This window comes from Thiomicrospira sp. R3 (assembly GCF_029581415.1).
Lineage (GTDB): Bacteria > Pseudomonadota > Gammaproteobacteria > Thiomicrospirales > Thiomicrospiraceae > Thiomicrospira.
In genome coordinates this window covers 1,358,740-1,384,478 of record NZ_CP121121.1, presented here as the reverse complement: position 1 = coordinate 1,384,478, position 25,739 = coordinate 1,358,740, and the positions used below count along the sequence as shown (strand labels likewise).

27 protein-coding genes and 1 pseudogene are annotated in these 25,739 nt (G+C 45.7%); 8 read left to right on the top strand and 20 right to left on the bottom strand.

Going from position 1 to position 25,739, the window contains the following annotated elements:
• Positions 1-59: 59 nt before the first annotated feature.
• From P8S55_RS06940 to P8S55_RS06905, 8 genes are read right to left on the bottom strand one after another with little or no spacing between them, the layout of a single operon-like run.
• Entirely contained in the window at positions 60-1,811 is a 1,752-nt protein-coding gene (locus P8S55_RS06940) for a proton-conducting transporter transmembrane domain-containing protein (protein ID WP_289223505.1), read from the bottom strand.
• Positions 1,808-3,304, bottom strand: a complete 1,497-nt coding sequence (locus P8S55_RS06935) for a complex I subunit 5 family protein (protein WP_289223504.1) — start codon at positions 3,302-3,304, stop codon at positions 1,808-1,810. The genes P8S55_RS06940 and P8S55_RS06935 overlap by 4 nt, the downstream gene beginning before the upstream one ends.
• Positions 3,305-4,729, bottom strand: a complete 1,425-nt coding sequence (locus P8S55_RS06930; RefSeq protein WP_289223503.1) for a complex I subunit 5 family protein — start codon at positions 4,727-4,729, stop codon at positions 3,305-3,307.
• Positions 4,726-5,043, bottom strand: coding sequence for an NADH-quinone oxidoreductase subunit K (locus P8S55_RS06925; protein WP_289223502.1), 318 nt, complete (start codon positions 5,041-5,043; stop codon positions 4,726-4,728). The genes P8S55_RS06930 and P8S55_RS06925 overlap by 4 nt, the downstream gene beginning before the upstream one ends.
• Positions 5,040-5,951 (bottom strand): hydrogenase subunit MbhD domain-containing protein, encoded by a 912-nt coding sequence (locus P8S55_RS06920; protein WP_289223501.1) that lies wholly within the window; start codon positions 5,949-5,951, stop codon positions 5,040-5,042. The genes P8S55_RS06925 and P8S55_RS06920 overlap by 4 nt, the downstream gene beginning before the upstream one ends.
• Positions 5,945-6,361, bottom strand: coding sequence for a cation:proton antiporter (locus P8S55_RS06915; protein WP_289223500.1), 417 nt, complete (start codon positions 6,359-6,361; stop codon positions 5,945-5,947). Before P8S55_RS06915 ends, P8S55_RS06920 begins: the two co-directional genes overlap by 7 nt.
• Complete coding sequence (locus tag P8S55_RS06910; RefSeq protein WP_289223499.1) at positions 6,358-6,624, bottom strand: MrpF/PhaF family protein; 267 nt, start codon at positions 6,622-6,624, stop codon at positions 6,358-6,360. Before P8S55_RS06910 ends, P8S55_RS06915 begins: the two co-directional genes overlap by 4 nt.
• Positions 6,625-6,642: 18 nt before the next feature.
• Positions 6,643-7,113, bottom strand: coding sequence for a Na+/H+ antiporter subunit E (locus P8S55_RS06905; RefSeq protein WP_289223498.1), 471 nt, complete (start codon positions 7,111-7,113; stop codon positions 6,643-6,645).
• Positions 7,114-7,730: 617 nt separating this feature from the next.
• Between P8S55_RS06905 and P8S55_RS06900 the strand changes: the two genes are divergently transcribed.
• The 3 genes and pseudogenes from P8S55_RS06900 to P8S55_RS06890 all read left to right on the top strand — a co-directional run.
• Positions 7,731-8,054: a hypothetical protein gene (locus tag P8S55_RS06900; RefSeq protein ID WP_289223497.1), complete on the top strand. Its 324-nt coding sequence runs from the start codon at positions 7,731-7,733 to the stop codon at positions 8,052-8,054.
• On the top strand, positions 8,054-8,230 hold the full coding sequence (locus tag P8S55_RS06895; protein WP_289223496.1) for a hypothetical protein: 177 nt from the start codon (positions 8,054-8,056) through the stop codon (positions 8,228-8,230). The genes P8S55_RS06900 and P8S55_RS06895 overlap by 1 nt, the downstream gene beginning before the upstream one ends.
• A 12-nt stretch (positions 8,231-8,242) precedes the next feature.
• Positions 8,243-8,497 (top strand): annotated as a pseudogene (locus P8S55_RS06890) (DUF2335 domain-containing protein); the annotation flags it as partial.
• Between the two features lie 49 nt (positions 8,498-8,546).
• Here P8S55_RS06890 and P8S55_RS06885 read toward each other — a convergent pair.
• The 3 genes from P8S55_RS06885 to lptF all read right to left on the bottom strand — a co-directional run bounded on the left by P8S55_RS06885 (position 8,547) and on the right by lptF (position 11,873).
• Positions 8,547-9,404 carry a 23S rRNA (adenine(2030)-N(6))-methyltransferase RlmJ gene (locus P8S55_RS06885; protein ID WP_289223495.1) on the bottom strand — a complete coding sequence of 286 codons (858 nt, stop codon included), beginning with the start codon at positions 9,402-9,404 and terminating at the stop codon, positions 8,547-8,549.
• A gap of 304 nt (positions 9,405-9,708) precedes the next feature.
• Positions 9,709-10,803 carry an LPS export ABC transporter permease LptG gene (lptG, locus tag P8S55_RS06880; RefSeq protein ID WP_289223494.1) on the bottom strand — a complete coding sequence of 365 codons (1,095 nt, stop codon included), beginning with the start codon at positions 10,801-10,803 and terminating at the stop codon, positions 9,709-9,711.
• Positions 10,803-11,873: an LPS export ABC transporter permease LptF gene (gene lptF / locus P8S55_RS06875; RefSeq protein ID WP_289223493.1), complete on the bottom strand. Its 1,071-nt coding sequence runs from the start codon at positions 11,871-11,873 to the stop codon at positions 10,803-10,805. Before lptF ends, lptG begins: the two co-directional genes overlap by 1 nt.
• Before the next feature lie 72 nt (positions 11,874-11,945).
• On the opposite strand from lptF, the gene P8S55_RS06870 reads away from it, so the two are divergent.
• The 4 genes from P8S55_RS06870 (at position 11,946) to P8S55_RS06855 (ending at position 15,350) form a co-directional block, all read left to right on the top strand.
• Positions 11,946-13,433 (top strand): leucyl aminopeptidase, encoded by a 1,488-nt coding sequence (locus P8S55_RS06870; protein ID WP_289223492.1) that lies wholly within the window; start codon positions 11,946-11,948, stop codon positions 13,431-13,433.
• A gap of 3 nt (positions 13,434-13,436) precedes the next feature.
• Positions 13,437-13,859, top strand: coding sequence for a DNA polymerase III subunit chi (locus P8S55_RS06865; protein ID WP_289223491.1), 423 nt, complete (start codon positions 13,437-13,439; stop codon positions 13,857-13,859).
• Between the two features lie 412 nt (positions 13,860-14,271).
• A complete protein-coding gene (locus tag P8S55_RS06860; protein ID WP_289223490.1) occupies positions 14,272-14,445 on the top strand; it encodes a hypothetical protein in 174 nt (57 codons plus the stop codon).
• A gap of 38 nt (positions 14,446-14,483) precedes the next feature.
• Positions 14,484-15,350 carry a M14 family zinc carboxypeptidase gene (locus P8S55_RS06855; RefSeq protein ID WP_289225318.1) on the top strand — a complete coding sequence of 289 codons (867 nt, stop codon included), beginning with the start codon at positions 14,484-14,486 and terminating at the stop codon, positions 15,348-15,350.
• Between the two features lie 3 nt (positions 15,351-15,353).
• Here the strand turns inward: P8S55_RS06855 and P8S55_RS06850 are convergent, their stop codons facing one another.
• Genes P8S55_RS06850 through uvrB form a run of 3 tightly spaced genes read right to left on the bottom strand, consistent with a single transcriptional unit; the run spans position 15,354 to position 19,368 of the window.
• Positions 15,354-16,445 carry a L,D-transpeptidase family protein gene (locus tag P8S55_RS06850; RefSeq protein WP_289223489.1) on the bottom strand — a complete coding sequence of 364 codons (1,092 nt, stop codon included), beginning with the start codon at positions 16,443-16,445 and terminating at the stop codon, positions 15,354-15,356.
• Entirely contained in the window at positions 16,435-17,301 is an 867-nt protein-coding gene (locus P8S55_RS06845) for a L,D-transpeptidase Cds6 family protein (RefSeq protein WP_289223488.1), read from the bottom strand. The genes P8S55_RS06850 and P8S55_RS06845 overlap by 11 nt, the downstream gene beginning before the upstream one ends.
• A 30-nt stretch (positions 17,302-17,331) precedes the next feature.
• Entirely contained in the window at positions 17,332-19,368 is a 2,037-nt protein-coding gene (uvrB, locus tag P8S55_RS06840; RefSeq protein ID WP_289223487.1) for an excinuclease ABC subunit UvrB, read from the bottom strand.
• A gap of 150 nt (positions 19,369-19,518) precedes the next feature.
• Between uvrB and P8S55_RS06835 the strand changes: the two genes are divergently transcribed.
• On the top strand, positions 19,519-20,700 hold the full coding sequence (locus tag P8S55_RS06835) for a pyridoxal phosphate-dependent aminotransferase (protein WP_289223486.1): 1,182 nt from the start codon (positions 19,519-19,521) through the stop codon (positions 20,698-20,700).
• 242 nt (positions 20,701-20,942) lie between these two features.
• Here the strand turns inward: P8S55_RS06835 and fliT are convergent, their stop codons facing one another.
• From fliT to P8S55_RS06805, 6 genes are all read right to left on the bottom strand, one after another.
• The gene (gene fliT, locus P8S55_RS06830) at positions 20,943-21,254 is read right to left on the bottom strand and encodes a flagellar protein FliT (RefSeq protein WP_289223485.1); all 312 of its coding nucleotides are present in this window, start codon (positions 21,252-21,254) and stop codon (positions 20,943-20,945) included.
• Positions 21,254-21,703 (bottom strand): flagellar export chaperone FliS, encoded by a 450-nt coding sequence (gene fliS / locus P8S55_RS06825; protein WP_289223484.1) that lies wholly within the window; start codon positions 21,701-21,703, stop codon positions 21,254-21,256. The genes fliT and fliS overlap by 1 nt, the downstream gene beginning before the upstream one ends.
• A 21-nt stretch (positions 21,704-21,724) precedes the next feature.
• Positions 21,725-23,728, bottom strand: coding sequence for a flagellar filament capping protein FliD (gene fliD, locus P8S55_RS06820; RefSeq protein ID WP_289223483.1), 2,004 nt, complete (start codon positions 23,726-23,728; stop codon positions 21,725-21,727).
• Between the two features lie 126 nt (positions 23,729-23,854).
• Positions 23,855-24,235, bottom strand: coding sequence for a flagellar protein FlaG (locus tag P8S55_RS06815; RefSeq protein ID WP_289225317.1), 381 nt, complete (start codon positions 24,233-24,235; stop codon positions 23,855-23,857).
• 121 nt (positions 24,236-24,356) lie between these two features.
• On the bottom strand, positions 24,357-24,773 hold the full coding sequence (locus P8S55_RS06810) for a flagellar protein FlaG (RefSeq protein WP_289223482.1): 417 nt from the start codon (positions 24,771-24,773) through the stop codon (positions 24,357-24,359).
• Between the two features lie 28 nt (positions 24,774-24,801).
• Complete coding sequence (locus P8S55_RS06805) at positions 24,802-25,725, bottom strand: flagellin N-terminal helical domain-containing protein (RefSeq protein WP_289223481.1); 924 nt, start codon at positions 25,723-25,725, stop codon at positions 24,802-24,804.
• Between the last annotated feature and the right edge of the window lie 14 nt (positions 25,726-25,739).

Genomic DNA, 25,739 nt, shown 5'->3' with positions numbered 1-25,739 from the left:
ACCCTTGATGGGGTTCAGTCTAACCCGCGACCTGCTCAGCTTGTAAGCTTTTAAACGGTTTACAAAATCAACAACAGCCAAAACACCAGTGCAAGCCCACCGATTAGCTGCATAAACCTTGGCCAGTTGAGTAGGTTTTTTTCTGCATTATCGGCATGTTGAAGGAAAGATTGGTAGCCTTGGCTCATGCTTTGCCAGCCAGCTTGTATGCGAAATTGAAGCCGTTGATAAGCCTGCTGATAGCCCTCTCCCCATGCCGCTAACCTGCGCCCAAACCATTCCAATAGCACCACCATATCGCCCGGAGGTGATTGAATTTGTCTGTGAATACGGATTCGCCAAGCTGTGGCGAGAATCAATCCGATCACAATCGGTTTAAACGCATCAACCAATGCGCCGCTATCCCAGCTCGGCATGGCCACCCAATAAATCCAGCTCGCGGCGAGCGCCACCAATCCAAACCAACTGACCAGTGCCATTCGGCTCACTGGCTTAGCCTGGTCTGGGCTTACAGCGTCCAGCTTCGCTAAACGGCGTAAAAAATGAATCATTAACAAAACAGTAGCGAGCGAACCGAGCAACAATAACCAATAAGGCATAACCAGCCCCACATCAGCACTCGCCAGCTTCATTTGCATTTTGAGCCAAGCCCCTGCGCTAAACGGTATGCCGGCTAACAATAATCCAAGCAGTATCAACCCGCCCCATACCCAAGGTATAAACCCTTGAGCCGCCGTTGAATATTTAATCCAGCCGACACCCAAAAACAAACCGCCTTTAATCAGCGCATGGTGCAAGGCAAACCAAGCCACCCAAATTATTAACAAATTCGGCTCTGCGCCCTGCCAAACCCAACCGATACCCCAAATCAACCAGCCCATTTGACTAATGCTGGAATAGGCCAACACCGCTTTAGGATCAGTTTGCATTAAGCCAAACACCGCGCCAAACACCATGGTAGCTACCCCCAACCAGGGCATAAAACTAACAAACACCGAATCCTGCATCACCCAGCTCGGCATGAGCAACCACCAACCAATAATGCCCGCCTTAATCATCACCCCAGATAACACCGCACTGGCTGACACGGGTGCGGCAGGATGCGCTAAAGGCAACCAAAGATGCAATAAAGGCACGCCCACTTTCACCGCTAAACCTAGCCAAATCAGCCACAAACCCCATTGCGAAGACCCGCTTACCGCCCAAACCGCCAAATCGGTGCTGCCCAATTCCGCCGCGCGTACCACAATACCCGCAAACAACACCAGCTCAGCCAACACCGCTAAAATCAAATACCAGTAAGCAGCGCGTTTAGCGAAATCAGTTTGCTCGTGAATCACCAAGCCCCAAGCCGCCAAACTCATCAAACTAAACATCAAGTAAAAGCTTATCGCATCGCCCGCCAAACTCAGACCTAAGCTACCGCTCAAACTCAGCAGGAAAAACAAACTAAACCGCCAGGCCTGGCGATCTTTGACCCAGCTGGAATGCCATGCTGCGGCTCCCCACACAAACAGCGCCAAACTCAACCAAATATAACTCAAACTATCCAGCGTGATGCGGGTACCCATTAACAGATCAGGCGCATACAAAAACAACGGCCAATCAAAGTAAAGCCAATCAAAGTAAAGCCAATCCAACCACCCTAGCTGCGCTGCGCCAGCGACCAGCCAAACCAGCGCCGCCGGCAACAAAGCCCAAGGCAACAAACGAATGCCATAGGGGCGCACCGCGCGCAGCGTCAAGCTCAGCGCCAACAACAAAGGCCAAGCTGGAACCAACCATAACAATGCCCCATAGCCAGCCATCATTGCACAAACTCCTGCTCAACCAACCATTGCACCCAACCCAGCGTGCCTAATGCAAAGCCGGCAACCAAACCTAACACCACCACCGTAAAGGCGGTTACCAAAGGCGGTACTAGCAACATCCAATGGGTTTCACAATGCGCGCTTAAACGCCGTTCATGCGGCCATTCAGCCGGCGCACTCAAAAACCAAGCACGATAGATCATGGGCAAAAAATAAGCCGCATTCAATAGACTAGATGCAAACAACACCGCCATCACCCAATAAGCCCCCACCTCCCAAGCGCCGATACCCAGATACCATTTACTTAAAAACCCAACCATCGGCGGCAAACCAATCATGCCCAGAGCCGCCAAACTAAAAGCCATAGTCGTCCAAGGCATACGCTGCCCAATGCCGTTTAGCTGGTTGATTTTATGCACACCGAGTGTTTCAGAAAAATTACCCGCTGTCATAAATAAAGTTATTTTCATTAAACCCTGATGGGCAATATGAATCAACCCACCTATCGCGCCTATCGGCCCTGCTAAGGCAATACCCAGCGCCACATAAGACACCTGGCTCACAGTAGAAAACGCAAGCCGTTTTTTAATATCCGTTTGATAAAGTGCGCGCAGCGAACCATAAACAATCGTCAGCGCCGCCAACACCAACAACACAAACGCCATGCCGAGGGCATCCGCGTATTCAATACCATAAACCTCAAACATCACCCGCGCTATGCCAAACGCACCGGCTTTCACTACCGCCACCGCGTGCAACAATGCACTCACTGGCGCAGGAGCCACCATCGCTTGCGCCAACCAAGAATGAAACGGCACCAGTGCCGCCTTCACCCCCAGACCGGCCATCAACAACACAAACACGCTCCAAAGCACCCAGTCTGGCAAATCAATAGCCGACAAATAGCCGCCAGGCTCAAACGAGGGCGTTCCGGCAAACGCATGCAATAGCACTGTGCCTAATAACAACGCACCACCGCCAATCAAGGTATAGCGTAAATACACCCGCCCGGCAGCAATCGCTTTTTCGGTACCACGATGCACCACCAATGGCCAGGTCGCTAAGGTCAAAAACTCATAAAACATCACAAAGGTAAATAAATTACCCGCCATTGCCACACCGGCTGTAGCGCTCACACACAGTGTAAAAAAGCCAAAAAACCGCGCCCTATTCGGCGAATTTTCTAAATAACCTATCGCATAAATCGTCGTCAATAACCATAAAAAAGCCGACAACAACAAGAACATCACCGCCAGCCCATCAATCTGTAGGCGAAAATCTAGACCAGGTAGGAGCGCCCAACTAAGCTCATACACCTCACCCGCGTAAATACCCAACACCAACAACACCACCAGCTGCAGCTTAATCAGTGCGCCGCCAATATTCACCGCCGAGCGTAAAAAACGGCTATTTTCCGGGATAAAAAAGATCAGGATGGCGGGCGCTAACGAACTCGCGATAATGAGCAAAGGCCAGACGCTATTATCGATCATCTAAGCTCCCCATAGCCATTGTGCTTGCAAACCGGCCAACACGCCCAAGCTGGCTAAAATTAACACCACCCACTGGCGACCCGCATGAATCGGTATCATCACGGGTGCATGCTCAATCAGCGGCTTTAGCTCTTTATTCAGCGCCACATTCAAAACCCGAAATACATAACCTGCGCTCAATAAACTCGCAATCACCATCACCATCACCAACCACCAGGCCTGGTGAAATAAACCCAGTTCCAACAACCACCATTTTGCCAAAAACCCAGCACTCACCGGCAATCCTGCCAAACTCACCCCCGCTAGCCCAAACGCAAATAGCGTTTTGCGCTGTACACGCATCACCTCACCCAAGTCAGATATACGGTCATGACCCGCTGCCTGTTGCAAATTACCCGCCGCCAAAAACATCGCCGACTTCGCCAGCGCATGCGCCATCATTAACCACAGCAAACCCCACTGCCAGCCCTCCGGCGTATTTATGCCCGTTGGGGTATTCGGGTGAGCCAACAACCCCAAGCCAATCACCAAATAACCCACCTGTGCCACGGTTGACCAGGCCACCATCGGCTTTAACTGCTGGCTTGACAAAGCCTGCCAAGCGCCCCACAGCAACGCCACACTGCCCATCAGCCAGACCCCATAAATCAAAGCCAAGGTTGGAATAGGCGCAAACACCTCCAGCCATAAGCGCATCAACAAATAAAACGACGCCTTAATCACCAAAGCCGATAAAATTGCACTGACCGCCGCTGGCGCGCGACCATGGGCTAAGGGCAGCCAACTGTGTAGGGGAAATACCGCCGTTTTAGCCATCAATCCCACGCTCATCACCACCAACGCAAACAGCATGGGAAAACTCGGTTCCATCTGCATCGCCAGCGCCAATATATCTAATTGACCATATTGACCGTACAACAGGGCCACGCCCAACAAGAACAACATCGAACCCAGCAAGCTGACCAACAAATAACGCATCGCCGCTTGCAATGCGCCCGCTTTGAGTGAAATCGCCACTAGCGCCACCGCACTCAGCCCCAGCAATTCCAAGGTGACATAAATATTAAACACATCCGCCGCCAGATAAAGCGCATTCATCGCCCCCCAAGCACCCAACCACAACACCCAAAAACTACGCGCTAAAGAACTATCCCACCACGCATAAAGGCTAACCAACATGCCCACCACGCCGGTGAGCAAAAGCATCAAACGGCTGATCTCATCCAAGCGCCAACCAATGCCCAGCGGCATCGCCCATCCACCGAGCGCCCACACCCCATTGGGCAAATTAAAAACCACCACCGACAACAACCCCGTACCGAACAGCGCCAGCAGCGCCACCGGCTTAGTCAGTTTTGGCCAAATCGCGATTAGACTCGCCATCGCCAAAGGCCAGAGCACCAAAATAGCTAGCCAGCCGCTCATAACACATCCTCATCCAATTGCGCCTGCTTGGATTCAGACAAACTGGCCAAGCGCTGCATCAGCGCCAAGCCCAAGGCGGTGGCACTGATCGCCACGACAATGCCCGTCAACACCAAGGCTTGAGGCACCGCATCGGGTGTTTCACCTCGGCTTGCCAAGCTCAACAGCAACATAAACACCCCCGCGCCCATTACATTCAGCGACAAGATTTTATGCAGCAAATGCACCCGCCGCGCCAAACCAAACAACCCAATCAAAATAAGGCCTGCGCCACTAAACAAATAAACCTCATAACTAGTGATCATTAGATTCATGCCGCGCTCCTTCGTTCGGATACACCGCTAAACATCGCGGCTAACAGCAGGGCAATCGACAGGGTGGCAAACAACTCAATCAATAAAATTAGCGCGCCAGCTTGTGCAGGCGGATACCCCATAAAACCTAACCCCAACGCAAAGCCAACCAAACCGACCAGCGCAAACAACCAAAACCCAGCTAACCACAAAAAACGCAAACCCAAGCCCTGCCAGCCGTCATAAGGCAAATCCGCCTTAAAACTTAAACTATAAAGCACCAGGCCTGCCGCCAATACCGCGCCTGCCTGAAACGCCCCACCGGTCGCATCCGCTCCGCGCCATAATAAATAACCACCCACTAACACCATCAGGGGCGCGAGGATTTTAGCGCTGCTGGTTAATACATGGCCTTGCAAAGCCAAAAACCCGGGATGCTGTTCACGGTTTAATGCCTGCTGTGCAAACCAAGCCCAAGCCAAAACCGCCAACTCCAACGCGGTATCCCAGGCCCTAAAGTTCAACAACACTGCGGTGACAGGGTGGCCGACACCCGACTGCTCCATATTCGCCATCACATCCGGCATTAACCCCTCGCCGGTAGGCGGCAACTGAGCGAAAGCCAATACCAAGCCAACCGCCAACCCAAGCCAAATCAAGCTCCAAGCCACCGACAAGCGGCGCGGCGACACATCCGTTTGCCTATCTAATCTTGATAAGGTTGCTAATAACAAAGCACCCGCCAAACCAGCGCCAATCGCGGCTTCTGCCAAGGCCGCGTCGGGCGCTTGCAGCCGCATCCAAGCCAAGGCAATCATCAAACCCAGCGCAATAAATAACACCACCGCTTCAAATAAATCGCGGCTAGACACGCTCATCCAAGCCAAACCTAAAATTAACAAAGCCAGCAACACATCAAATATCAACATGCCCTATCCCCTTGTCCATTCGATTTGCTCGACTGATTGCTAGGCAATGACGCGTCTTGTTCGTCAGCATCTTGCTGCTCAAGTTGATACGCACGCTGTCCCATTAAATGGCTCACCGCCGCCGCGCTCACCAACACCAACCCCCAAATCATCAGGTACTTCAACACCAGCGCCCAACTATCTGCCTGTAGCATCACGCCTAAAATAACAAACCCTAACCCCAAGTTATCCGCTTTTGTCAGGGCATGTAGTCGATTTAATGCCGAATCAAAGCGCAACACCCCGACCGTTCCCGCGACAAAAAACACCGCCCCTACCGAAATAAGCAGCACACTCAAAAGCTGAGAAATCCAAACCCAATTCAGCGCATCCATCAACGCCTCCATCAGCGCATGAAACAGCATCGTCATTTTGCCAACACCCCAGCCGCCCAAACCCTAACAAACGCCAAGCCACTGACCGCCGCCAATAAAGCGAATACCAAAGCGACATCACGCAATGCCGACTGCTCAAACGCCAAGGCTAATAACAATAAAATCCCAACACTGCTGGTGCCCAATAACTGTGCCGCTAACATGCGATCCACCCGGCTAGGCCCGTGCATCACCCGAACCAGACCTAACAGCATGGTGACCAGTAGAATCAGCGCAATCATCATATAAAAGCTATTCATTTAATGCATCCTTCACTCCTAACGCCAAGCTAATAATAATCGCTCAAACGCAACCAGGCCTGGTTGGACATCCAGCGCTTTATCCAACACATGCACCTTAGCCAGATTACCCTCTATCGCGACCGCTAAGGTACCAGGCATGAGCCCAATAGTCGCCAGCCAAATATCACGTCGCCAACCTATCGGCAAACTAAGCGCATAGTCGATTACCACCGGATTCACGCCTGCATTTTTAGACAAGGCACGCTTCGCCACATCCCACCCCCCGCGCCAAGACTGCCATAGAAAAAACCCAATAATTTTGGGCAATAATGTCAGCACATTAGTGAATCCAAAACGACTTTTCGGCCAGAAACGCCACATCAAACCCGCTGCAATCAACGCCAAAGGCACACCAAACCACCAGGCCTGGTTATCCCCTTCACTCAACGCCCACCAACACACAAGCATCAAACCAAACAACACACTAAAACGAACCAAGCTGGACACGATCACCGTCTCCCTATTAAAAAATAAAATTCTGTCATCAAACCAATAGTCTCTGCACATCTATTATGCAAAGATTGTATCGCTGAACATTGTATCGCTAAACATACCGAAAACACACACAATCAGCCAAGTTTCACAATGCTTTAAAACATAGTGCGGATAGAATAATGTGAATAGAATTATCAACCAGGTCTGGTTATATTCACAGTCAAGAAAAAATCACGCGTTGCGAGGTAGAATGCCGTGGCAATCTCTTGCCGACTGGCACGCCCTTGAGAGATTGCCGCGCCGCTTCACTCCTCGCAATGACTGTTTTTATGCTAACTAAATGGCAGTGGCTCCAAAGGGCACGGCCATTCAGTTAAGGAATGAGTGGCAACACTACTTGTTTCCCTCATTGCCCTGCCACCCTGCGCAAAGTCGCAGGGTCTCTTGCCGCCACTGAAAGGCAGTGACGTGGAGCGTGAGAACGTGAGCCTTGATAGGGTAGAGAGCACTTTAGATTGCACCATCAAGCAACTTGATTCTCGTAAAATGATGTGGTTGTTGGTATACTAAAGTCTATTTAAAATGCATGATATTAATAGCTGCGTGGTTAATACGGTTAGGGGGATGCTATGAAAAAAACGTTTAAAGCAAAAGCAAATGTACAGGATATTTTGAACACTTATTTAGTTAACAAAAATCTTGACGAGTTAAAAACCTTGTTCACCACTTATCAAACGCAAGCCGCCTCGGCTGAGCGTGAAGCGAAGCTAGCTAAAAAGGTGAGCATAGCTAAAGGGTTTGCCACTTTTAACCTAAACCCGCAAGGTAATTCAAACCGATATTTAACAGGTATAGAACTAGATGACCAGCGTGCGATAAGTTCTGATTGGGCGGCGGTGGGTGAGGATTTAAGCGCGGCATGGTTGCAGACCCAAACTAAAGAGGCTTTATAATGGTTAAGGCAAAATCCGAAGCAACCAATGTTTCAGATCTGAAAACGCTTATTGAAGAACTCCACCTACCAGAAGAGCAAGCCGAATCGGTCATACAAACCATTATTCACCAGCAAGCCTTTTCCGGACCATTGCCACCGCCTTCGGTATTATCGGGCTATGAAAATGTCGGCTAAGGCTTTGCAAACCGTGTGATAGCACTTGCCGAAAACCAGCAAACACACCGCCATCAATTAGAATCAAAATCTGTTGATGCCGCCATTGAAGCCGAAAAGCGCGGACAGCATTACGCACTCATTGTCTCAGTGTTAATAATCCTCGGCGCACTCTATCTCATCGCAACGGGAAAAGAAGTGTCTGGGACAATTTTGGCTGGTGGCACGCTTACTGGTTTAGCGTATATTTTCATTACAGGTCGAAAAAAATCTGAAAAAACGAGTTAACTTTGCCTTCAGAAGTAATTCGACTCGCATTGCACAAGTTGCTCTACCTCTACTCTTCAACCCAAGTCTCTATTCGATAAAAACCGTTTTGGGGTGCGAGTTGTTTCACTAGCCAAGGTAAAACGGCCTGCATGGTTGATTTCAACACCCAAGGCGGATTAATCAACATCACGCCGCTGGCGGTCATACCGCGCCCTGAGGTATCCTCACTTAAGCCTAGCTCATAGGCCTCAACATGACGAATACCGCTGGCTTGAATCGCCTTCTTTAAATGCTGAATCCGCATGCGCTCTACTACCGGATACCACAACAAATAGTTCCCCGTTGCAAAACGCTTATGTGCTTGAACCAACACCTCGACAACGCGATCATAATCGGCTTTAACTTCATAAGACGGATCCATCAACACCACCCCTCGTCGCTCTTTGGGCGGCATCTGTGCAATTAACCCTTGAAAGCCATCTTGACTAAACACCTTGACGCGTCGATCTCGACCCGCCTGACTCATTGTTTTTTCCAGCAACTTATTTTCCTGCGGGTGCAACTCAAATAAACTCAAACGATCCTGCTCGCGCAACACCGATTGCGCCAACCAAGGCGAGCCAGGATAAAAACCCAACCCTTTCGCTTGGTTTTGTTGGTTAAACAGCGCTACTTGCTCCATATAACGCCCCACTGCTTCGGGCAACTCTTTATTTCCCCACAACATGCCGATGCCATTAGAGAACTCAGCATTCTTTTGTGCTTGAGCGCAATGAAGCGCATAGCCACCGCCACCCGCATGGGTATCAAGATATAAAAATGGTTTATCTTTTTGCATCATATATTGCAAGGTTTCCAACACCACCAGATGTTTAAGCACATCGGCAAAATTTCCCGCATGAAAGACATGGCGATAACTGAGCATAATTTTCTCTACATTTTTAAGACCAATACTGATTATAACCTGACAAACAGCTTGTCGCTTAGCAAGCTATTATTACCAAATTTAATCGATATCAAGTTTGAAACCTAGCTGCACCTTTTGTAACAAAGCTGCCACAAAGCTGTCAAGCTTACTGATCGCGTCGCCTGAAAAAAGCATTCAATCGCTTGAGACGCTTGAGAATGCAGGTAAAAAATCCAGCCACGAACTATTAGGCTTGGGCTGAGCTTTGTTGTTTAAACACCATGCCCCAAATACGGGGCATTTATTTTGTTATGCCCAACACCTATCGCAAACGCCTAAATAACACCACCGCAACCATTAACAAAACCAACGAGGGTACAAACGCCCCCAAAAACGGTGGAAATTGATAAACCACGCTTAAATTACCGATCAACTGATTTAATAAATAAAACCCCAATCCGATGACCGTACCCACAAAAATTCGCTGCCCCATACTCACCTGGCGTTGAGCGCCAAATATCAATGGAAAGACCAACGCAATCATACCCATCACCACCAACGGCGCCGCCAGTTTACGCCAGAACTCAAGTTCAAAAGGCGCGGACTCTAAACCATTCAATTGCAAAAACTGAATATACTGATGCAACTCGTCAATCCGCAAATATTTGCTGTCCAATTGCAACCGCTTAAGCATCGCAGGATCAAGCGGAAAAACTTCCTGCTTACTCGCCATCTGGTTTTGCAGACGGGTGATACTTGGCCATATCGCTGCCTGCTGATCATAGGCCGTAAGCGTAATCGACTGATGATGTACATCCGTCAAACGCCAATGATCCTCCATAAATTCAGCTTGTGCTGCTTGAGTCACCCCAACAATCTGCCCTTGCTGCATCTGATAAATAGTGACACCCTGCATCCTGTCACTCGCAATAACCTGCTCCACATGAATCAAACGCTCTGGTTCTTTCATCCAAAACCCAGAACGGTCGCCTAATGAAATGCTCCTCTGCAACGCTTCTGCTCTTAGCTGGTTGGCATAGCCTTCACTTTTTGGCGCCATCCATTCACCCAGTGCGGCCGCAATTAACCATAAAACTAACGCCGTTTTCATCACCGCCACCAGGATTCGCGCCACCGACCAACCCGTTACCCTCAAGACGGTGAGTTCAGCATGATTAGCCAAACCGCCCAACCCAATCAAAGTACCAATTAACAACGCGATAGGAAAAACCTCATACCCGTAAACCGGCATTTTGAGCAAAGTATAAAGCCCAGCTAAGCTTAAGGTGTAGCCTTCATCTATACGCGCTACTTGGTTCATAAACTCCGTAAACGCAAAAATGATCAACAATACAAACAACACCAACAAGGTATGACTTATAACCACTCGCCCCAAATACCACTCGATTCGATTCATTACACAGGCTTCCTTTTTAAAAACTGTTTCATCGCATCGGGCTTTGTGAAGATAAACAAGGCGAAAACCAATGGAATCCACCACAAACCAAACCATAAACTGAGTTTTTCTTTCGCTAAGGCATCCTCAGTTGTCGTCAGTAATTGAATATAGATAACATATAAAATGATCGCGATAAAAATCTTAGCAAACCGCCCTTGGCGTGGTTTGGTTTTACTCATTCTAAGCGCCAATAAACCTAACACTAAAATACTGACCGGCAATACTAATCGCCATTGTAGAAGCGCCTGATGCGCGGGTGATTCACTCCGCCATAACGCATGGGTGGTTAACTCTCGATTGCGTAATCGAGTCTGGCTAGGACTTAAATCGGGCAAATACAACGCTAAACGCTCAAACACTTGAACCCTCAGTTCATCTGGGGTCTGCAAGCCCTCGTAACTAGAGCCCTTCAATAAAACAAGTGCTAAACGGCCATCAACCATCTCAAAGCGCCCTTCTGGTGCCATTAATACAGCCTGTCCACGCGATTCACCTAGCCGAATCCAAACTTCCTGCATGGTGCCATTAGATTCAATTTCACGCGCATAAAGCACGCCATTATTGTTAGGTAAACTATTAAAACGCCCGGCAACCAGGCCTGCTATGGGCGAATTCACTTGCGCCTGGGCAATAACATCGCGTTCCATTTGTGCTGCCCAAGGGGTAAGCCAAAGTGTTATAAACGCTGTTACCACTACCCAAGGCACCAAAAATATCGCCACTTGCTTTTGGAAATAGGTTTCACTAATACCGCAACTTCTAAAAACCACCATTTCTTGGTCTTGATATAAGCGTCCTATAGCCAACATCACGGCTAACAACACCGCTAAAGGCAAAATCACCTCCAATGCCGCCGGAATTTTAAGCATCAACACCTGAAAAACAACACTCGCAGGTAACTTGCCATCAATCGCCATCGTCAAAACCCGAGTCGTTTCGGTACCAAAACTAACCAATAACAATACCGCCAATACGGCTAATAAGGTATAGCCCAGCTCTTTATAAAGATATTTATCGAGAATCCGCAAAAATGAACTCACTCACGTTAAAATGTATAGAATTTGTCATTATAAGTTAATCGCCGACTAAGGAAATACACAATGAAGAAAATCCAATTTCAATTAAACGCCCATCCGAAATTAAACGACTTTGACACCCTTGTGCTCCCTGTGTTTAGCAATGGCCAATCGATCGGTGCAGCTGCCGAGTTTGGAGTCAACGGCTTAATCGATGCACTCGACAAGCAAGATGACTTTAAAGGTAAAATCGCTCAAACCCTAATGCTTCATCAAGTAGCACAACTCGATTGCCCAAGACTATTGCTCGTGGGCATGGGGGATCAGGAAAAATTAACGCAAAAAGGCTTTTTATCTGCTGTTCAAGCCATGGCCAAAACCTTGGAAAACTCAGGGGCTACGCATGTATTGGACACGAGCCACCTCGCCACACCCAAGGGTCAAAACCAAAACTGGAGTCTCTATCAAAACAGCTTGATTCTTCAACGCAGCTTTTATGACTATAGTCATGAAAGCCGTGGCGAACACAAACCAAAAAACCCACACCTCAACCAGGCCTGCTTCATGGCTGAAAATACTGTCGAACATCAACACGCCATCCAACAAGGCCAAGCTACCGCACTAGGCATGGCCATGACCCAAGACCTAGCCAATATGCCAAGTAATTTCTGCACCCCAGCCTATTTAGCCGATACAGCCAAACAACTTGGTAAGGATGCCGGATTTAAAGTCACTGTGCTTGAGCGTGAACAAATGATTGCAATGGGTATGGGCAGTTTTATGGCCGTGGCTCAAGGCACCGATACCCCACCGAAAATGATCTGTATCGAATACCAGGGCGGTCAACCCGATCAAGCCCCTATTGCACTGGTGGGTAAAGGGGTCACTTTTGATACCGGTGGCATCTCACTTAAACCCGGGGCGAGCATGGATGAAATGAAATACGACATGGGTGGAGCCGCCACCGTAATTGGCGTATTCCAGGCCCTTGCAGAACTTAAACCTGCCATTAATGTTGTAGGCGTAATTCCAGCCACTGAAAACATGCCATCGGGTAATGCGATTAAACCCGGTGATGTAGTGCGTTCCCTGTCAGGCCAAACGATTGAAATTCTCAATACCGATGCCGAAGGCCGTTTGATTTTATGTGATGCACTCACCTATACACAACAAACCTATCAGCCAGGCCTGGTGATTGATATTGCTACCTTGACCGGCGCGTGTATTATTGCGCTGGGGAATCATGTATCGGGTGTTTTAGGCAATGACCAAGATTTAGTTAATCAACTGCTTGAAGCAGGTAAAACCACCTATGACCGCTGCTGGCAAATGCCGCTGGGCGAAGAATGGGATGAGCAGCTTAAATCCAACTTTGCGGATATGGCCAACATAGGAGGTCGTGAAGCGGGCACGATTACTGCCGCGCAATTTTTAGCACGCTTTACCAAAGAGGTAAAATGGGCACACTTAGATATTGCCGGCACAGCTTGGCAATCAGGCGCAAACAAAGGGGCTTCAGGTCGCCCAGTACCGATGCTGGTTGAGTTTATTATGCAGCAAGTAAACGGATAACCTATGACAGAGCTGGTGTTTTATGTGCTCAATTCAAGCGGCCTCAACGAGCGTGAGGCTTTTCTCGTTAAGCTGCTCGCAAAAGCCCAGCAGCAACAGCGCAAAGTGGATGTGCGTTTTGGCCAAAGCCAGGATGCACAACGCTTTGATCAAAAGCTCTGGTGCGAGCCACCCCACAGTTATATTCCACACGCACTAGACCATAGCATGGCTGCACCCATTCAACTTTTTGGTGAACAGATACAACAACCCTGCCAAGATGTTTTAATCAACTTACATCCCGAGTTTTACACAGCGTTTAATCGCTATCAACGAACCATTGAACTTCTCGATCAATCTGAAGAGTTAATTCAAAAAGGTCGACTACGCTGGCGAGAATACAAAGCCCTTGGCTTAGAGCCTATAGTGCATAAAATTGGTTTTTAATCACCGCCTTTGGTTTTCTCAAAATGCATCTTATGAACCCAATCAGGGTCAATATCATGCTTACAGAACAAATAATACAAGTTTTCCTGCTTAACGACTAAACGCTTCGCTATACTTGAAACTTGATAGTCCTCTTCATCCAAGACACGCTTTAGCAGTTTATATTCAAATTCATCCCTGCTTTATTTTAAGGCCGCTTCTGTTGAATCGGGTTTGGGCGGTAAACCCAAATCTTGTATAACGCATTTTTAATATGAATTAGCGCTTAAGACCTTTTTAGCTGAAGCTAAATTAACCGCTTCAAAAACCCCTTACCCTTTTATAACATTAAGCAAATAACCTCAAGTTTTTAGCATTTAAACACCTATTCACATTATAATTCAATCAGTACAAAACTAACGGAACTCATCTTATGGATATTATCCAGCTGCTAGAATTCAGTGTTCAGCAAACTGCATCTGATCTTCACATCTCCTCAGGTATGCCGCCAGTTATTCGTATCAGCGGTGATATACGCCGTGTTAACTCCCCCACTTTGGACGGTGAAACAAATGCTTTATCAAATAGCGCGAAAATACGCCATTAATAAAAATATTTTTACAGAGGCTTAACCTTCACGTGTTTATGTTTTTCTATCTGCTTGTCAGTTTACTTATCGTATCAACCTCAGCGAATGCAAACTTGGGAAACCCCATTCAGGCCAGCGACTACCAAACGTTTTGTCACGAATGGGCTAATAAACTTAGAACCGTTGAATACCAACCTTGTCTTGACTTTAACCTACACTACTCAGGTCACAATAGTGTTGAATCCAGACCACTTCTCCATCGCGAGTTCTTACCCCTCAAAAACAAACGACCCAAGGCACGTGTATTAGCTATTGGCGGTGTTCATGGTGATGAATATTCAGCGATCAGCATTAGCTACCTTTGGATGAAGGCCATGCAAACCTATCCAGAAAACCTGGAACATCACTGGCTATTTTTACCACTTGCAAACCCTGATGGCCTATTTAAAGAACCCCGTGCAACAAGACAAAACGCGAATGGTGTAGATTTGAACCGTAACTTCCCAACCCCTGACTGGGATGAAGCCGCCCACAAATACTGGATAAACCATGCACGCAGCAATCCACGACGTTACCCAGGATCTCAAGCGGCTAGTGAACCTGAAACTCAATGGCAGGTAAGCATTATTAAAGCCTTTCGGCCTGATGCCATTATTTCCATCCACGCACCCTATGGACTGCTGGATTACGACGGCCCTGACTTTGCTAGGCCTGATAAAATGGGGCATTTAGAATTGAGGCAACTGGGCACTTTCCCTGGCTCGCTTGGTCGATATGCTGGCGAATATCTGAACATCCCTGTACTTACGATTGAACTTGAGTCAGCAGGACGCTTGCCAAACGAACAAGATATGTTACAAATTTGGCAAGACATGAATGAATGGATAGAAAGTAAACTTACCCCTTACGATCCTGACTTTTAGACCTTAAGACAAGCGGGTTTCAACCCGTTTTGGATGCAGGGTTTGTAATACAAGCTGCCATCCACCATCATGGCCTCTTCGCCAAAATTGGTGCACCAGATGGTCCGGTTTTTCAACCGAGGGGAAGGTAGCGTAATACAACCCCTTCTCATCTGGATAACGATAAACACTCACCTGCTGCCAATCGAACGCCACTTTTTGATCAACCAGCCACGCATTAACCTCAGTCAAGACTTCAATTTTATCGGACCCGTACAGGTGCACACTCGCATCGTCATTCAATATAACTACAGGCGTGGCTAAACCAACATTAAACTGGGTAACCAAGGATGACATTTCATCATTATTCAGCACTACGCAACCTTGACTTGACATAGGTGGGCGACTAAACGTATTGCTTGGCGTACCGTGTAACCAAATACCATGACCTGTACGCCCTTGGGCTTGATCCCAAATGTTTGGGTAATTCAATGGAAGCGCACCGAAGCCAAATAAATCAGCTAACCGCTGTCCAGGAACCCAATCGGTAATATGATAGACACCTATCGGTGTTTTGCGATCACCTTCACGCTGCTTGCCGGCTCCGCCTGTGCCCATAGAGATATAATAGCTTGCTAAAAGGTTTAACTCTCCTTGCCGGTTCTCATAAAGATACAACCGACTTTTTGCTAGATTAATGATCACTAAGTGCGGTTGATGTCCGACTTTTAGCACAGTCGAATGCAATACCATTTCAGCTACTGCATCATCAGTATGCGCATACTGCCAGCGAACTTCCGCTTCATTTCGTAAACGACCAGAGGTAATCGGATATAACTCCTGCACCTGAGATATCAGACCAAAATTACCCGCACGAATGGATAGCAAATCGGCTCTTAACATCTGAGCCAAATGATAGTCAGGGTGAAGTTGCGCTAACTCAGTAACCGTGTTTAATGCCTCATTCAAACGAAATTGATCAAGATGCCTCAACGATTCTACAATCATTAGTTCTGCTTGTTTAGTGGGTGCATTTAATGACTCTTGCGAACTGGCCGATGCGCCTGCCGAAAAAAACATTAAGCCTAGCACGGCGGTTAACGATTTAATTTTCATGAATCACCGTTTCTTGAATAATTTTCCAACCCGTTTGAGATTTAGTCATTAATAACACCTTGACTACTTCATTCTGAAAACGATCAGACCGATAACGCTGGGTAAACTGAACACGCGCATTATCATCATCAATAGCAAACAATTGAATATCTGAAACAAACACATCGATAAATCGAGGACTGGATATAATTCGTGTTCTTGCACTTCGCCATGCTGAAAGAGACTGGCCTTGGGGGGGTAAAAAATCTGCATGATAAGCTTGTAAATAAGCTCGCACGTTTTGACTTGACCAAGCTTGACGCCATGCCTCAACCGCTGCCAACACATTTTCCTTATCAGCAAAACCAGTTTCAACTAAAACAACATCTGATCGTGACTCCGTTAAAGCCAGAAAGCTACCTGTTGGCACAGTGGGTTCAATTCGCCTAAAGACATTGTTATAGGCTTTTTGTGCCTGAAAACTATAAATCTTATTAAGATTATCGAGTGCCTTGGACACTTCACGATCCGCATGCAATGTTTGCTCTAATATCGCTTGAGCCTCATCAAAACGTTTATTTTGCATCAACAATACAGACACATTATTTCCTAAGGCGAGATGGTTGGGATAGATTTCACGCAGCTTTAGCCAAATCTCGAGGGCCTTTTGATTCTGATTACGTTTTAATGCCAACCAACCCTGTAAGTAACCCTGCTGAAAATCCGACAGTTGCTCAGTGGCCATCCGCTGCTCAGCCGCGTTTAATTGATTGCTATCAATTAAACCTTGAATTTCAAGCGCCGCATCCGCAGCATAAACATTCACTTGCCAGAACAAACCAACGGCTATCACACCTAGTATTCTTTTAAATTTCAAAGCTCTTATCCTTTTGATTATCAGCGTATTCTACCTTAAACTACCTATACCCACCATCCCTGCTTTAAGTTGTTTTAATTGGTCACGCAATTGAGCCGCCTCCTCAAAATTGAGTGACTTCGCTGCTGTATACATGGCTTTTTCAGTCTGTTTAATCATGCGTGCTAACTCAGCAGGTTTCATTTTCGCCAATTCAAGCGGTGAGTAATCACCCGCCGACTCAGCAAGGTTTGAGTCTGCGCCTTTCCTATTTGGCTTGGTGGCATATGGCGAATTTTCTAATATGTCCATGACCTTCTTATTTAATGCCGTCGGTGTGATACCATGACGTTCATTAAATTCAATCTGCCTTTGTCGCCGCCGCTCTGACTCACCAATCGCTAATTCCATTGACTTAGTTCGTTTATCAGCATACAGAATCGCTCGACCCTCTGGATTACGTGCCGCACGCCCTATTGTTTGAATAAGTGAACGTTCCGAACGTAAAAACCCTTCTTTATCCGCATCAAGAATCGCTACCAAGGCCACCTCGGGTATATCCAGCCCTTCTCGTAGCAGGTTGATACCCACCAAGACGTCAAACTCACCTTTGCGCAAATCTCTGATAATCTCAATGCGCTCAACCGTATCAATATCTGAATGCAAATAACGCACTCTAACCCCTTGATCTTCTAGGTAATCGGTTAAGTCTTCTGCCATTCGTTTAGTTAGGGTTGTTACCAATACACGCTGCATTTTTTCAACACACAGACGAATTTCACCTAGCAAATCGTCAACTTGCGTACTAGCAGGCCTGACCTCTAGTACTGGGTCTAAGAGCCCTGTTGGACGAACCACCTGTTCAACAATTTTTGAACTATGCTTCTTTTCATATAGCGCTGGCGTCGCAGAAACAAAAATAGTTTGCGGCATTAAATTTTCAAACTCATCGAATTTCATCGGTCGGTTATCCATTGCCGATGGCAAACGGAACCCATAATTGACTAGATTTTCTTTGCGTGAGCGGTCGCCCTTATACATACCGCCTATCTGTGGAATCGTTACATGACTTTCATCAATCACCATCAAGGCATTTTTAGGCAGATAATCAATTAAAGTCGGAGGGGCTTCACCTTCTCCGCGCCCAGACAAATAGCGTGAATAGTTTTCAATTCCTTGGCAATAACCCAACTCCATCATCATTTCCAAATCCATACGTGTGCGCTCCTCAAGTCGTTGGGCCTCAACCAACTTGTTTAAACTTCGAAGCTCCTCAAGTCGCGACTTAAGCTCTACTTTCACTTTTTCAATGGTTTCAATCACACGATCTCTTGGGGTGACGTAATGCGATTTAGGGTAAACACTAATACGTGTTACCTTACTAATCATTTCCCCCGTCAGTGGATCAAACCAACTTAAAGCCTCAACCTCATCGTCGAATAACTCAATACGCACTGCATATTGTTCGGCTTCGGCTGGATACACATCGATAACATCACCACGCACCCTAAACGTACCGCGATACATTTCAAAATCGTTTCGACTATATTGCATAGTCACTAAGCGTGCTAACACATCGCGCTGCGTAATCCTATCACCAAGGCGCAACTGCAGCATCATGCTTAAATACTGGTCGGGATCCCCTAAACCATAAATGGCAGACACGGTTGCAATCAATATTACATCCTCACGCTCCATTAATGCTTTAGTTGCTGATAAACGTAACTGTTCAATCTGCTCATTTACCGAGGCATCTTTCGCGATATAGGTATCCGAGGCGGGTACATAGGCTTCAGGCTGATAATAGTCATAATAAGAAACAAAATACTCCACCGCATTCTTAGGAAAAAAGCTTTTCATTTCACCATAAAGCTGAGCGGCTAGTGTTTTGTTGTGAGCCATAATAATCGTTGGACGCTGTACGATTTTGATTACATTGGCAATCGTATAGGTCTTACCTGACCCTGTTACCCCTAGTAGAGTTTGAAACGCTTCACCATCCTCTAACCCTTCCACCAGGCCTGCAATCGCGCTTGGCTGATCTCCGGCAGGTTGGTAGGAAGAAACCATTTCAAATGTCTTAAGCATAACCTTCCTTAAATTTTCGCTTTGAAGCGTGAATTTTTATTTAAAAAACACTTAAATACAGTAAAATAAAAAGCTTATTTATAAATTTATTTATCAGCCTATTTAGCTGCACTCAATTAGCGGCTTATTATACAAACCTGAGAGAGAGAAATGGCCTTGCTTTCCGATCGCGTTAACCGAGTAAAACCTTCTTTGACCCTCGTTATTTCCGCTAAAGCTGGCGAGTTAAAACGTGCAGGGATAGACATTATCAGTCTAGGTGCGGGTGAGCCCGACTTTGACACCCCTGATCATATTAAAGCTGCAGGTATTCAAGCTATTCAACAAGGGCAAACACGCTATACCGCTGTTGATGGTACTACTGAACTTAAGCAAGCCATTCAAGCAAAGTTTAAACGCGATAACGGTTTAGATTATGAATTAAATGAAATTTTAGTTTCAAGCGGTGGTAAGCAAAGTTTTTACAACCTCTGTCAAGCGGTACTCAATGACGGTGATGAAGTTATTATTCCCGCTCCCTACTGGGTTTCCTATCCTGATATGGCTCTATTAGCGGGAGGGGAACCCGTTATTATCGAAACGGGTCTTGAACAAAATTTCAAAATCACTGCAGAACAGCTTTCCTCTGCCATTACTGACAAAACGCGCATGGTCGTCATTAATAGCCCATCAAACCCAACCGGAGCTATTTACACCGCTGACGAGCTAAAAAGCCTAGCCGATGTTTTACTCAAACACCCCGATATTCTGATTGCGTCTGATGATATGTATGAACACATTATCCTAGGCGATATCCATTTCACCAATATTCTTGAAGTATGCCCTGAATTAAAGAACCGTACCCTAGTTTTAAATGGCGTATCAAAAGCTTATTCAATGACTGGATGGCGCATAGGTTATGCGGGGGGACCCGCCCACTACATTAAAGCCATGAAAACCGTTCAGTCTCAGAGCACATCCAATCCCTGCTCAATTTCGCAAGCTGCGTCTGTAGCCGCATTAAACGGTTCACAGGCATGTATTCAAACTATGCTCAGCGCATTTAAGCAGCGTCATCATTTTGTAGTTGAACGAACCAATCAGATTCCTGGATTCAAATGTTTACCCGCTGACGGTGCTTTTTACATGTTTATTAATGTCGAAGGGGCTATGAAAATGAAAGGCTTTTCGACGGATGCTGACTTCGCTAATGCCATCCTAGAACAAGTTGACGTCGCTGCCGTTCCAGGATCAGGTTTTGGTGCAGATGGTCATTTGCGCATTTCATTTGCCACGAGCATGGCGTTACTTGAAAAAGCCCTAGATCGAATCGACCAGTTTATGCGTACTTAAGCTATTTACACCAGGTAATATCTTTGTCCGGCGTATCATTGATAACGCCGGTTTCTATTCTAGCCGTAAAGTCAGAAAAGTTCGATTGCTCAGAAGGCATTATATGAAATAGACCGGAATATCCAACCGAAAAAAGCGCCTATTATTGATTGACCCACTAACAGCCATTACCCTATGCCTTTTTAATTCCACAATTAAGTTGTGGTGGAGTAATTCGGCCTATTCGAGCCATTCTCATAGCTTTATTTATTTTGCTCGGTAGCAAGGTAGGAATGCATCGCCTTAATATTATGCTCTTCGGAAACCATTAATGCCTGTATTTGCTTTTGAGCTTTTTTAATTAAAAGCTCAATCTGGTCTTGCTGCTCAATAAGCTGCCTTGCCAATAGCTGTCGATCGTCATCAAGACCTGGTTTTTGAAAGTAGTCCTTAACCTGCGCTTCAAACTGCTTCTCTAATAGCGCCAACTGTTCCCAATTAGATTGCTGCGCAGCCATTAACATCTGCTGCGAGCTAGTAAATAAAGCCAGTTTGCTATCGACAGCTTGTGACATTATTCACCACTCGCTTTTTGGCGCATAGAAAAGAGTTGGTTTTGAGATAACTGCTGAAACTGTGCGGGCATTTGATTCCAGGCATCGGCTAAATCTCTTAAAAGCGTCTCAATCTCATCAAATTTTTCAAGATCATTTTTAGCAGACGCTTGAAACGTAATTCTAATTAAATAATCATACAATGCATAAAGGTTAGCTGCGACATCACCCCCCGCTTGCATATCAAGTCCACCACGCAAACCATAAAGCACACCAATCAGCTTGCTGACAAACTCAGATTTTTTCTCCATGTCTTTACGTTGAACGAAAACTTTAATCACAGCCACATTCTTTAGCCCTGCTTCATATAACAACTTGACCAACTTGTAAGGTGTTGCTTCAGAAACAGCGGTTTCAACATAGTTATTTGCATATGCCTGAGCAAATTTATTTTTCAAATTAGGATACATCTCTCACTCCGAAGGATTTAATTAGCGTTCTCTTGGACGATTATAAGTCGCATCTAAAAAGCTACGCGTTTGGTCCATACCAGCCAAAATAGATTGCAAGGTTGAAAATTGTAAGCGATATTTCATTTCCAATTTTTCATAACGTAAATCAATTTTCTCACGGCGCTCTTCTAAGCGTTCACTTCGTAATTCTAAACTTTCCAAACGTTGAGACACTAAACCATCTTGTTTTGTCACATTATTATTTATAGTATCAAATAGTCTACTGGCAAAACCCTGAGTAAAATCAACCGTACCACGAGGACCCGTTGCGCCACCCAATACCTCAAACTCTAACCCTCTAACTTCAGCCCTTTCTGAACCAGCAAATGCAAAATTGGAAATCTTAACTTTACGCCCATCCTGCAGGTCGGCATAAGCACCAATGTTAACTGTTGCACCATTACTCATAGTGAGGGTGCCATCGACGTTTTTACCTGTCGCATTCATATCTACTCCCAACCCAGCATCAACCCAACCATTTCCAGTAAAATTAGAAAGCTCGATACGGGAGTTGCCGCCAAAACGTTCAGAGGTAAAGGTAAACTGGTTATTCTCATCAACCCCAACTGATACACGACTTCCACTAGAGCCAACACCTGGGGCATTGTTAATCGCCGTTTGCATAATGCTTGCCAATTGTTCACGGGTATAGGTATTGTCAGCGAGTGAAATTTCAACTTCTGCGACCTGATCTAACCGAATACTAAACTTTGCATTTTCTAATTCAATGCTTGCATTAGCTGTACCGCCGGTTACAAGCGCACGCTCAGCAAGCTGGGAAATATTAATTGCATAATTTCCCTGTTTAGTTTGATCGCTACTCCCTAAAACATTAATAAACGGGTCATTTGAATTGCCGCCTTTAGCAAACAGCCGAGATACGCTATCAATATCACTATTCAGCGCATTGGATAACCGATCTTCATCAAGCGTCATCACACCCTTCAAATCCAACTTTATACCTATATCGCCCAAGCTCTGATAAGCGCCAGTTAAACCACTTATCGCGCCTGTTAAAGATTCTCTAATCTGACTTCTCAAATCACGAACCAAGCTGCTACCAGCCAATAACCCAGTAAACTCATTCTCAGGCTTTTCTCTATCTTTAGCCGAAAGTTTGTCATATGAACCCAAATCTTTAAAAATCTCACTAAGCTGGTTATAAACGAATACAAAGTCCTTAACCGCTTCCATTGCACCCTCGGTATCACGGTTTATATTAATGGTTTGATTCACGCCCAGCTGCTCAGATTTCAACTGAAAGCTTAGTCCTGATACCACCTCTTCAAACGTGTTAGTTTGACTTGTTATTATCAAACCATTAAATGTGATTTGAGCATCACGTGCTTGTGAAGTCATTTGAAAATCACCGGGGGCATTAAAATCATTAATGCCAGATATCGTAAACGCATTATCTGCACCAGTATTTTTTGAGCTAAACATCATTCTATACTCACCACCGACATTCACTATCGATGCACTAATACCATAATCACCGCTGTTAATCGAACGCTGTAAACCTTCAAGACTCGCATTGGAGGCATCCACCGTAATGTCGTGTGACTGACCTGCAATATCAATTGTAAAAACACCCGTATCAATAGCACTATTTGGGCTTGCAAAAACCTTTTTAGAGACAAGTGTATGACTTTTAGCCAACTGATCTGCTGTAAAATTATATGAACCAGGAGATGGATTGCCGGTAATCGACACCCCTAAAACAGAATCGTTTGATGATGTGGCAGAAAACTGCTTAAACAAATCATTGGATGCCAAGTCTTTAGTGTAAGAATTAAAAGCCACCAGATTGGCCTTTAAATAAGTCAATGCGGTTGACTCTTGTAAAACACGTTTTTCAGCGCGATCAATAATCGAACGTGACCCAGCCACTTCAGCTTCGGCTAATACCTTTGCCATGTTACCCGCATCTATACCACTACTACTCAATCGGTTAACCAGTGCACTACCAATTTCGTTTGACATATTACTCTCCTGGTCTAGCTTATTTTGTGTTATATGTAGTTTTAACGGCCAAAGATTAACTAACTTAAGTGAAATTGCACAAATAGAAAAAGCGACTCAAGGTCGCTTTAACTAATGCCAAAAAAATCAGGCGGTTTCGCTAGCCAACATACCAATTGCTGAAGGGGATTGTTGCGTCAGCCCAACAGCAGACGTTCGCTCTAGGTAATCAGTAATTTTCTTGGACATCTCTAAATAGGAATCTGACGGCACTTGCCTAATAACCTCTAAGGTTTCCGCGTCTTTGATAAATAAAACAGGACGATTTGACTCCGCATCCAGCTCAAACATTAACCTTGCACCATTTAATTTAAATGCTTCATTTGCTTTTTCTAACAGGCTCGCTAATGACTTAACTTCAACCGAATCCGAGGACCCAATATCATTTTGCAATTGAGGTTTTTTTTCTTGGGAGGAAATTATATCTGAAGAGGGTAAATGAGAAAAGCCCTCACTGAATGAAGACACAGCTTCATCACTCGAGGACCTTGTTTGCACTCGGGTAGCATTTAAGCTTGTTAGGCTAGAAACAGTTAAGTTTTCCACCGTCCACCTCCAATAAAAAAATATTTAGCTATAAAACTAATAACTATATGATTTCATTGATTAGGCTTCCTGTCAAACCCTTTGCATCCGATATTTGTTTTTGCGTTGCCGAGTCAAGATAGTTTTGAATATTCTTAATCATTCTTAACGCATCTTCATTCGGAAATTGCTTCATCACCTCATTGGAGGCTTTATCCACTACCTTTACAATTGATGACCCTGTATCTTGATCAACTGCAAAAGCAACCCCTATCCCCATTTGATCTAAACGCTGATTCATTAAATCAATTTGATCAAGATCCTTAGCATTTAAATTTTGAGCTTCAGGCTCTGATGTTTCAACCTTCAAGTCACTGCTAGGACGCTCAGGTTTAGCACTAGACTCCAGAACAGAAGCTTCATGCCCAAGCCTTGAGCCCATCACAGCAGAGGGAGAAGTTAGGTTATTATGAATATCCATGACTTGTCCTCCCTGCAATTAATAACGATTAACGTAACAATGACAAGACGTTTTGAGAGCTTTGATTTGCCTGACTCAACATCGACATACCCGCTTGCTGCAATACCTGTGTACGCGCTAGGTTAGCTGATTCTTTAGCAAAGTCTGCATCCTCAATACGTGAACGTGAGGCATTAATGTTTTCATCCACGTTTTGCAAGTTAGAAACGGTGTATTCCAAACGGTTTTGGATTGCACCCCAGTTAGCGCGCATGGTTGAAATCGCCGCCAAGTCTGCATCAATGGCCGACAAAGCAGTTGATGCAATACCAACCGCTAATGCAAAGGTTACCGAAGCGGGGTCACCTGACATTAAACGCACAGTGCCAGAGGCAAGAGAAGCTAAAGAATTAAAGTTCATTAGCGCTACACCGACACGATTGTCAGAACCGCCTTCCCAACCCACATGAGCTTTAAACGCGTTGGCAGCACTTGCTGCTTGAGCAAAACTACTGTTATTAACCGTACTCGCATTCAAAACCGAGAAACTGGATGAGTTCATTATATTCATACCGTTGAACTTAGTCGTATCCGCTACACGCACAATTTCTTTTTGTAGCTGACCAAACTCAGACTGCATTTGTGAACGGTTTTCGTTATTGTACGTACCGTTCATCGACTGAATTGCTAATTCGCGCATCCGTTGAAGCATATTAACAACTTCTTCTGAAGCACCGTCGACTGTTTGCAACATACCTATGCTGTCATTCGCATTGCGCACTGCCTGCTGAGTTCCAATAGACTGGGTTTTCATACCAGTAACAACCGCTAACCCTGCCGCGTCATCGGCTGCTTTGTTAATTCTTAAACCTGACGTTAAACGTTCCATTGACGTGTTTTGTTCACGTGAAGTTCCATCCAGGATACGCTGAGCATTCATTGCACCCATATTTGTGTTAATAACCATTGACATGGTGACTCTCCTTT

Excerpts from the sequence above, each read along its gene's own strand:
- P8S55_RS06940 (WP_289223505.1), bottom strand. The coding sequence starts at position 1,811 with ATGATGGCTGGCTATGGGGCATTGTTATGGTTGGTTCCAGCTTGGCCT.
- P8S55_RS06935 (WP_289223504.1), bottom strand. The coding sequence starts at position 3,304 with ATGATCGATAATAGCGTCTGGCCTTTGCTCATTATCGCGAGTTCGTTA.
- P8S55_RS06930 (WP_289223503.1), bottom strand. The coding sequence starts at position 4,729 with ATGAGCGGCTGGCTAGCTATTTTGGTGCTCTGGCCTTTGGCGATGGCG.
- P8S55_RS06925 (WP_289223502.1), bottom strand. The coding sequence starts at position 5,043 with ATGAATCTAATGATCACTAGTTATGAGGTTTATTTGTTTAGTGGCGCA.
- P8S55_RS06920 (WP_289223501.1), bottom strand. The coding sequence starts at position 5,951 with ATGTTGATATTTGATGTGTTGCTGGCTTTGTTAATTTTAGGTTTGGCT.
- P8S55_RS06915 (WP_289223500.1), bottom strand. The coding sequence starts at position 6,361 with ATGACGATGCTGTTTCATGCGCTGATGGAGGCGTTGATGGATGCGCTG.
- P8S55_RS06910 (WP_289223499.1), bottom strand. The coding sequence starts at position 6,624 with ATGAATAGCTTTTATATGATGATTGCGCTGATTCTACTGGTCACCATG.
- P8S55_RS06900 (WP_289223497.1), top strand. The coding sequence starts at position 7,731 with ATGAAAAAAACGTTTAAAGCAAAAGCAAATGTACAGGATATTTTGAAC.
- P8S55_RS06895 (WP_289223496.1), top strand. The coding sequence starts at position 8,054 with ATGGTTAAGGCAAAATCCGAAGCAACCAATGTTTCAGATCTGAAAACG.
- P8S55_RS06885 (WP_289223495.1), bottom strand. The coding sequence starts at position 9,404 with ATGCTCAGTTATCGCCATGTCTTTCATGCGGGAAATTTTGCCGATGTG.
- lptG (WP_289223494.1), bottom strand. The coding sequence starts at position 10,803 with ATGAATCGAATCGAGTGGTATTTGGGGCGAGTGGTTATAAGTCATACC.
- P8S55_RS06870 (WP_289223492.1), top strand. The coding sequence starts at position 11,946 with ATGAAGAAAATCCAATTTCAATTAAACGCCCATCCGAAATTAAACGAC.
- P8S55_RS06865 (WP_289223491.1), top strand. The coding sequence starts at position 13,437 with ATGACAGAGCTGGTGTTTTATGTGCTCAATTCAAGCGGCCTCAACGAG.
- P8S55_RS06860 (WP_289223490.1), top strand. The coding sequence starts at position 14,272 with ATGGATATTATCCAGCTGCTAGAATTCAGTGTTCAGCAAACTGCATCT.
- P8S55_RS06855 (WP_289225318.1), top strand. The coding sequence starts at position 14,484 with ATGTTTTTCTATCTGCTTGTCAGTTTACTTATCGTATCAACCTCAGCG.
- P8S55_RS06850 (WP_289223489.1), bottom strand. The coding sequence starts at position 16,445 with ATGAAAATTAAATCGTTAACCGCCGTGCTAGGCTTAATGTTTTTTTCG.
- uvrB (WP_289223487.1), bottom strand. The coding sequence starts at position 19,368 with ATGCTTAAGACATTTGAAATGGTTTCTTCCTACCAACCTGCCGGAGAT.
- P8S55_RS06835 (WP_289223486.1), top strand. The coding sequence starts at position 19,519 with ATGGCCTTGCTTTCCGATCGCGTTAACCGAGTAAAACCTTCTTTGACC.
- fliT (WP_289223485.1), bottom strand. The coding sequence starts at position 21,254 with ATGTCACAAGCTGTCGATAGCAAACTGGCTTTATTTACTAGCTCGCAG.
- fliS (WP_289223484.1), bottom strand. The coding sequence starts at position 21,703 with ATGTATCCTAATTTGAAAAATAAATTTGCTCAGGCATATGCAAATAAC.
- fliD (WP_289223483.1), bottom strand. The coding sequence starts at position 23,728 with ATGTCAAACGAAATTGGTAGTGCACTGGTTAACCGATTGAGTAGTAGT.
- P8S55_RS06810 (WP_289223482.1), bottom strand. The coding sequence starts at position 24,773 with ATGGATATTCATAATAACCTAACTTCTCCCTCTGCTGTGATGGGCTCA.
- P8S55_RS06805 (WP_289223481.1), bottom strand. The coding sequence starts at position 25,725 with ATGTCAATGGTTATTAACACAAATATGGGTGCAATGAATGCTCAGCGT.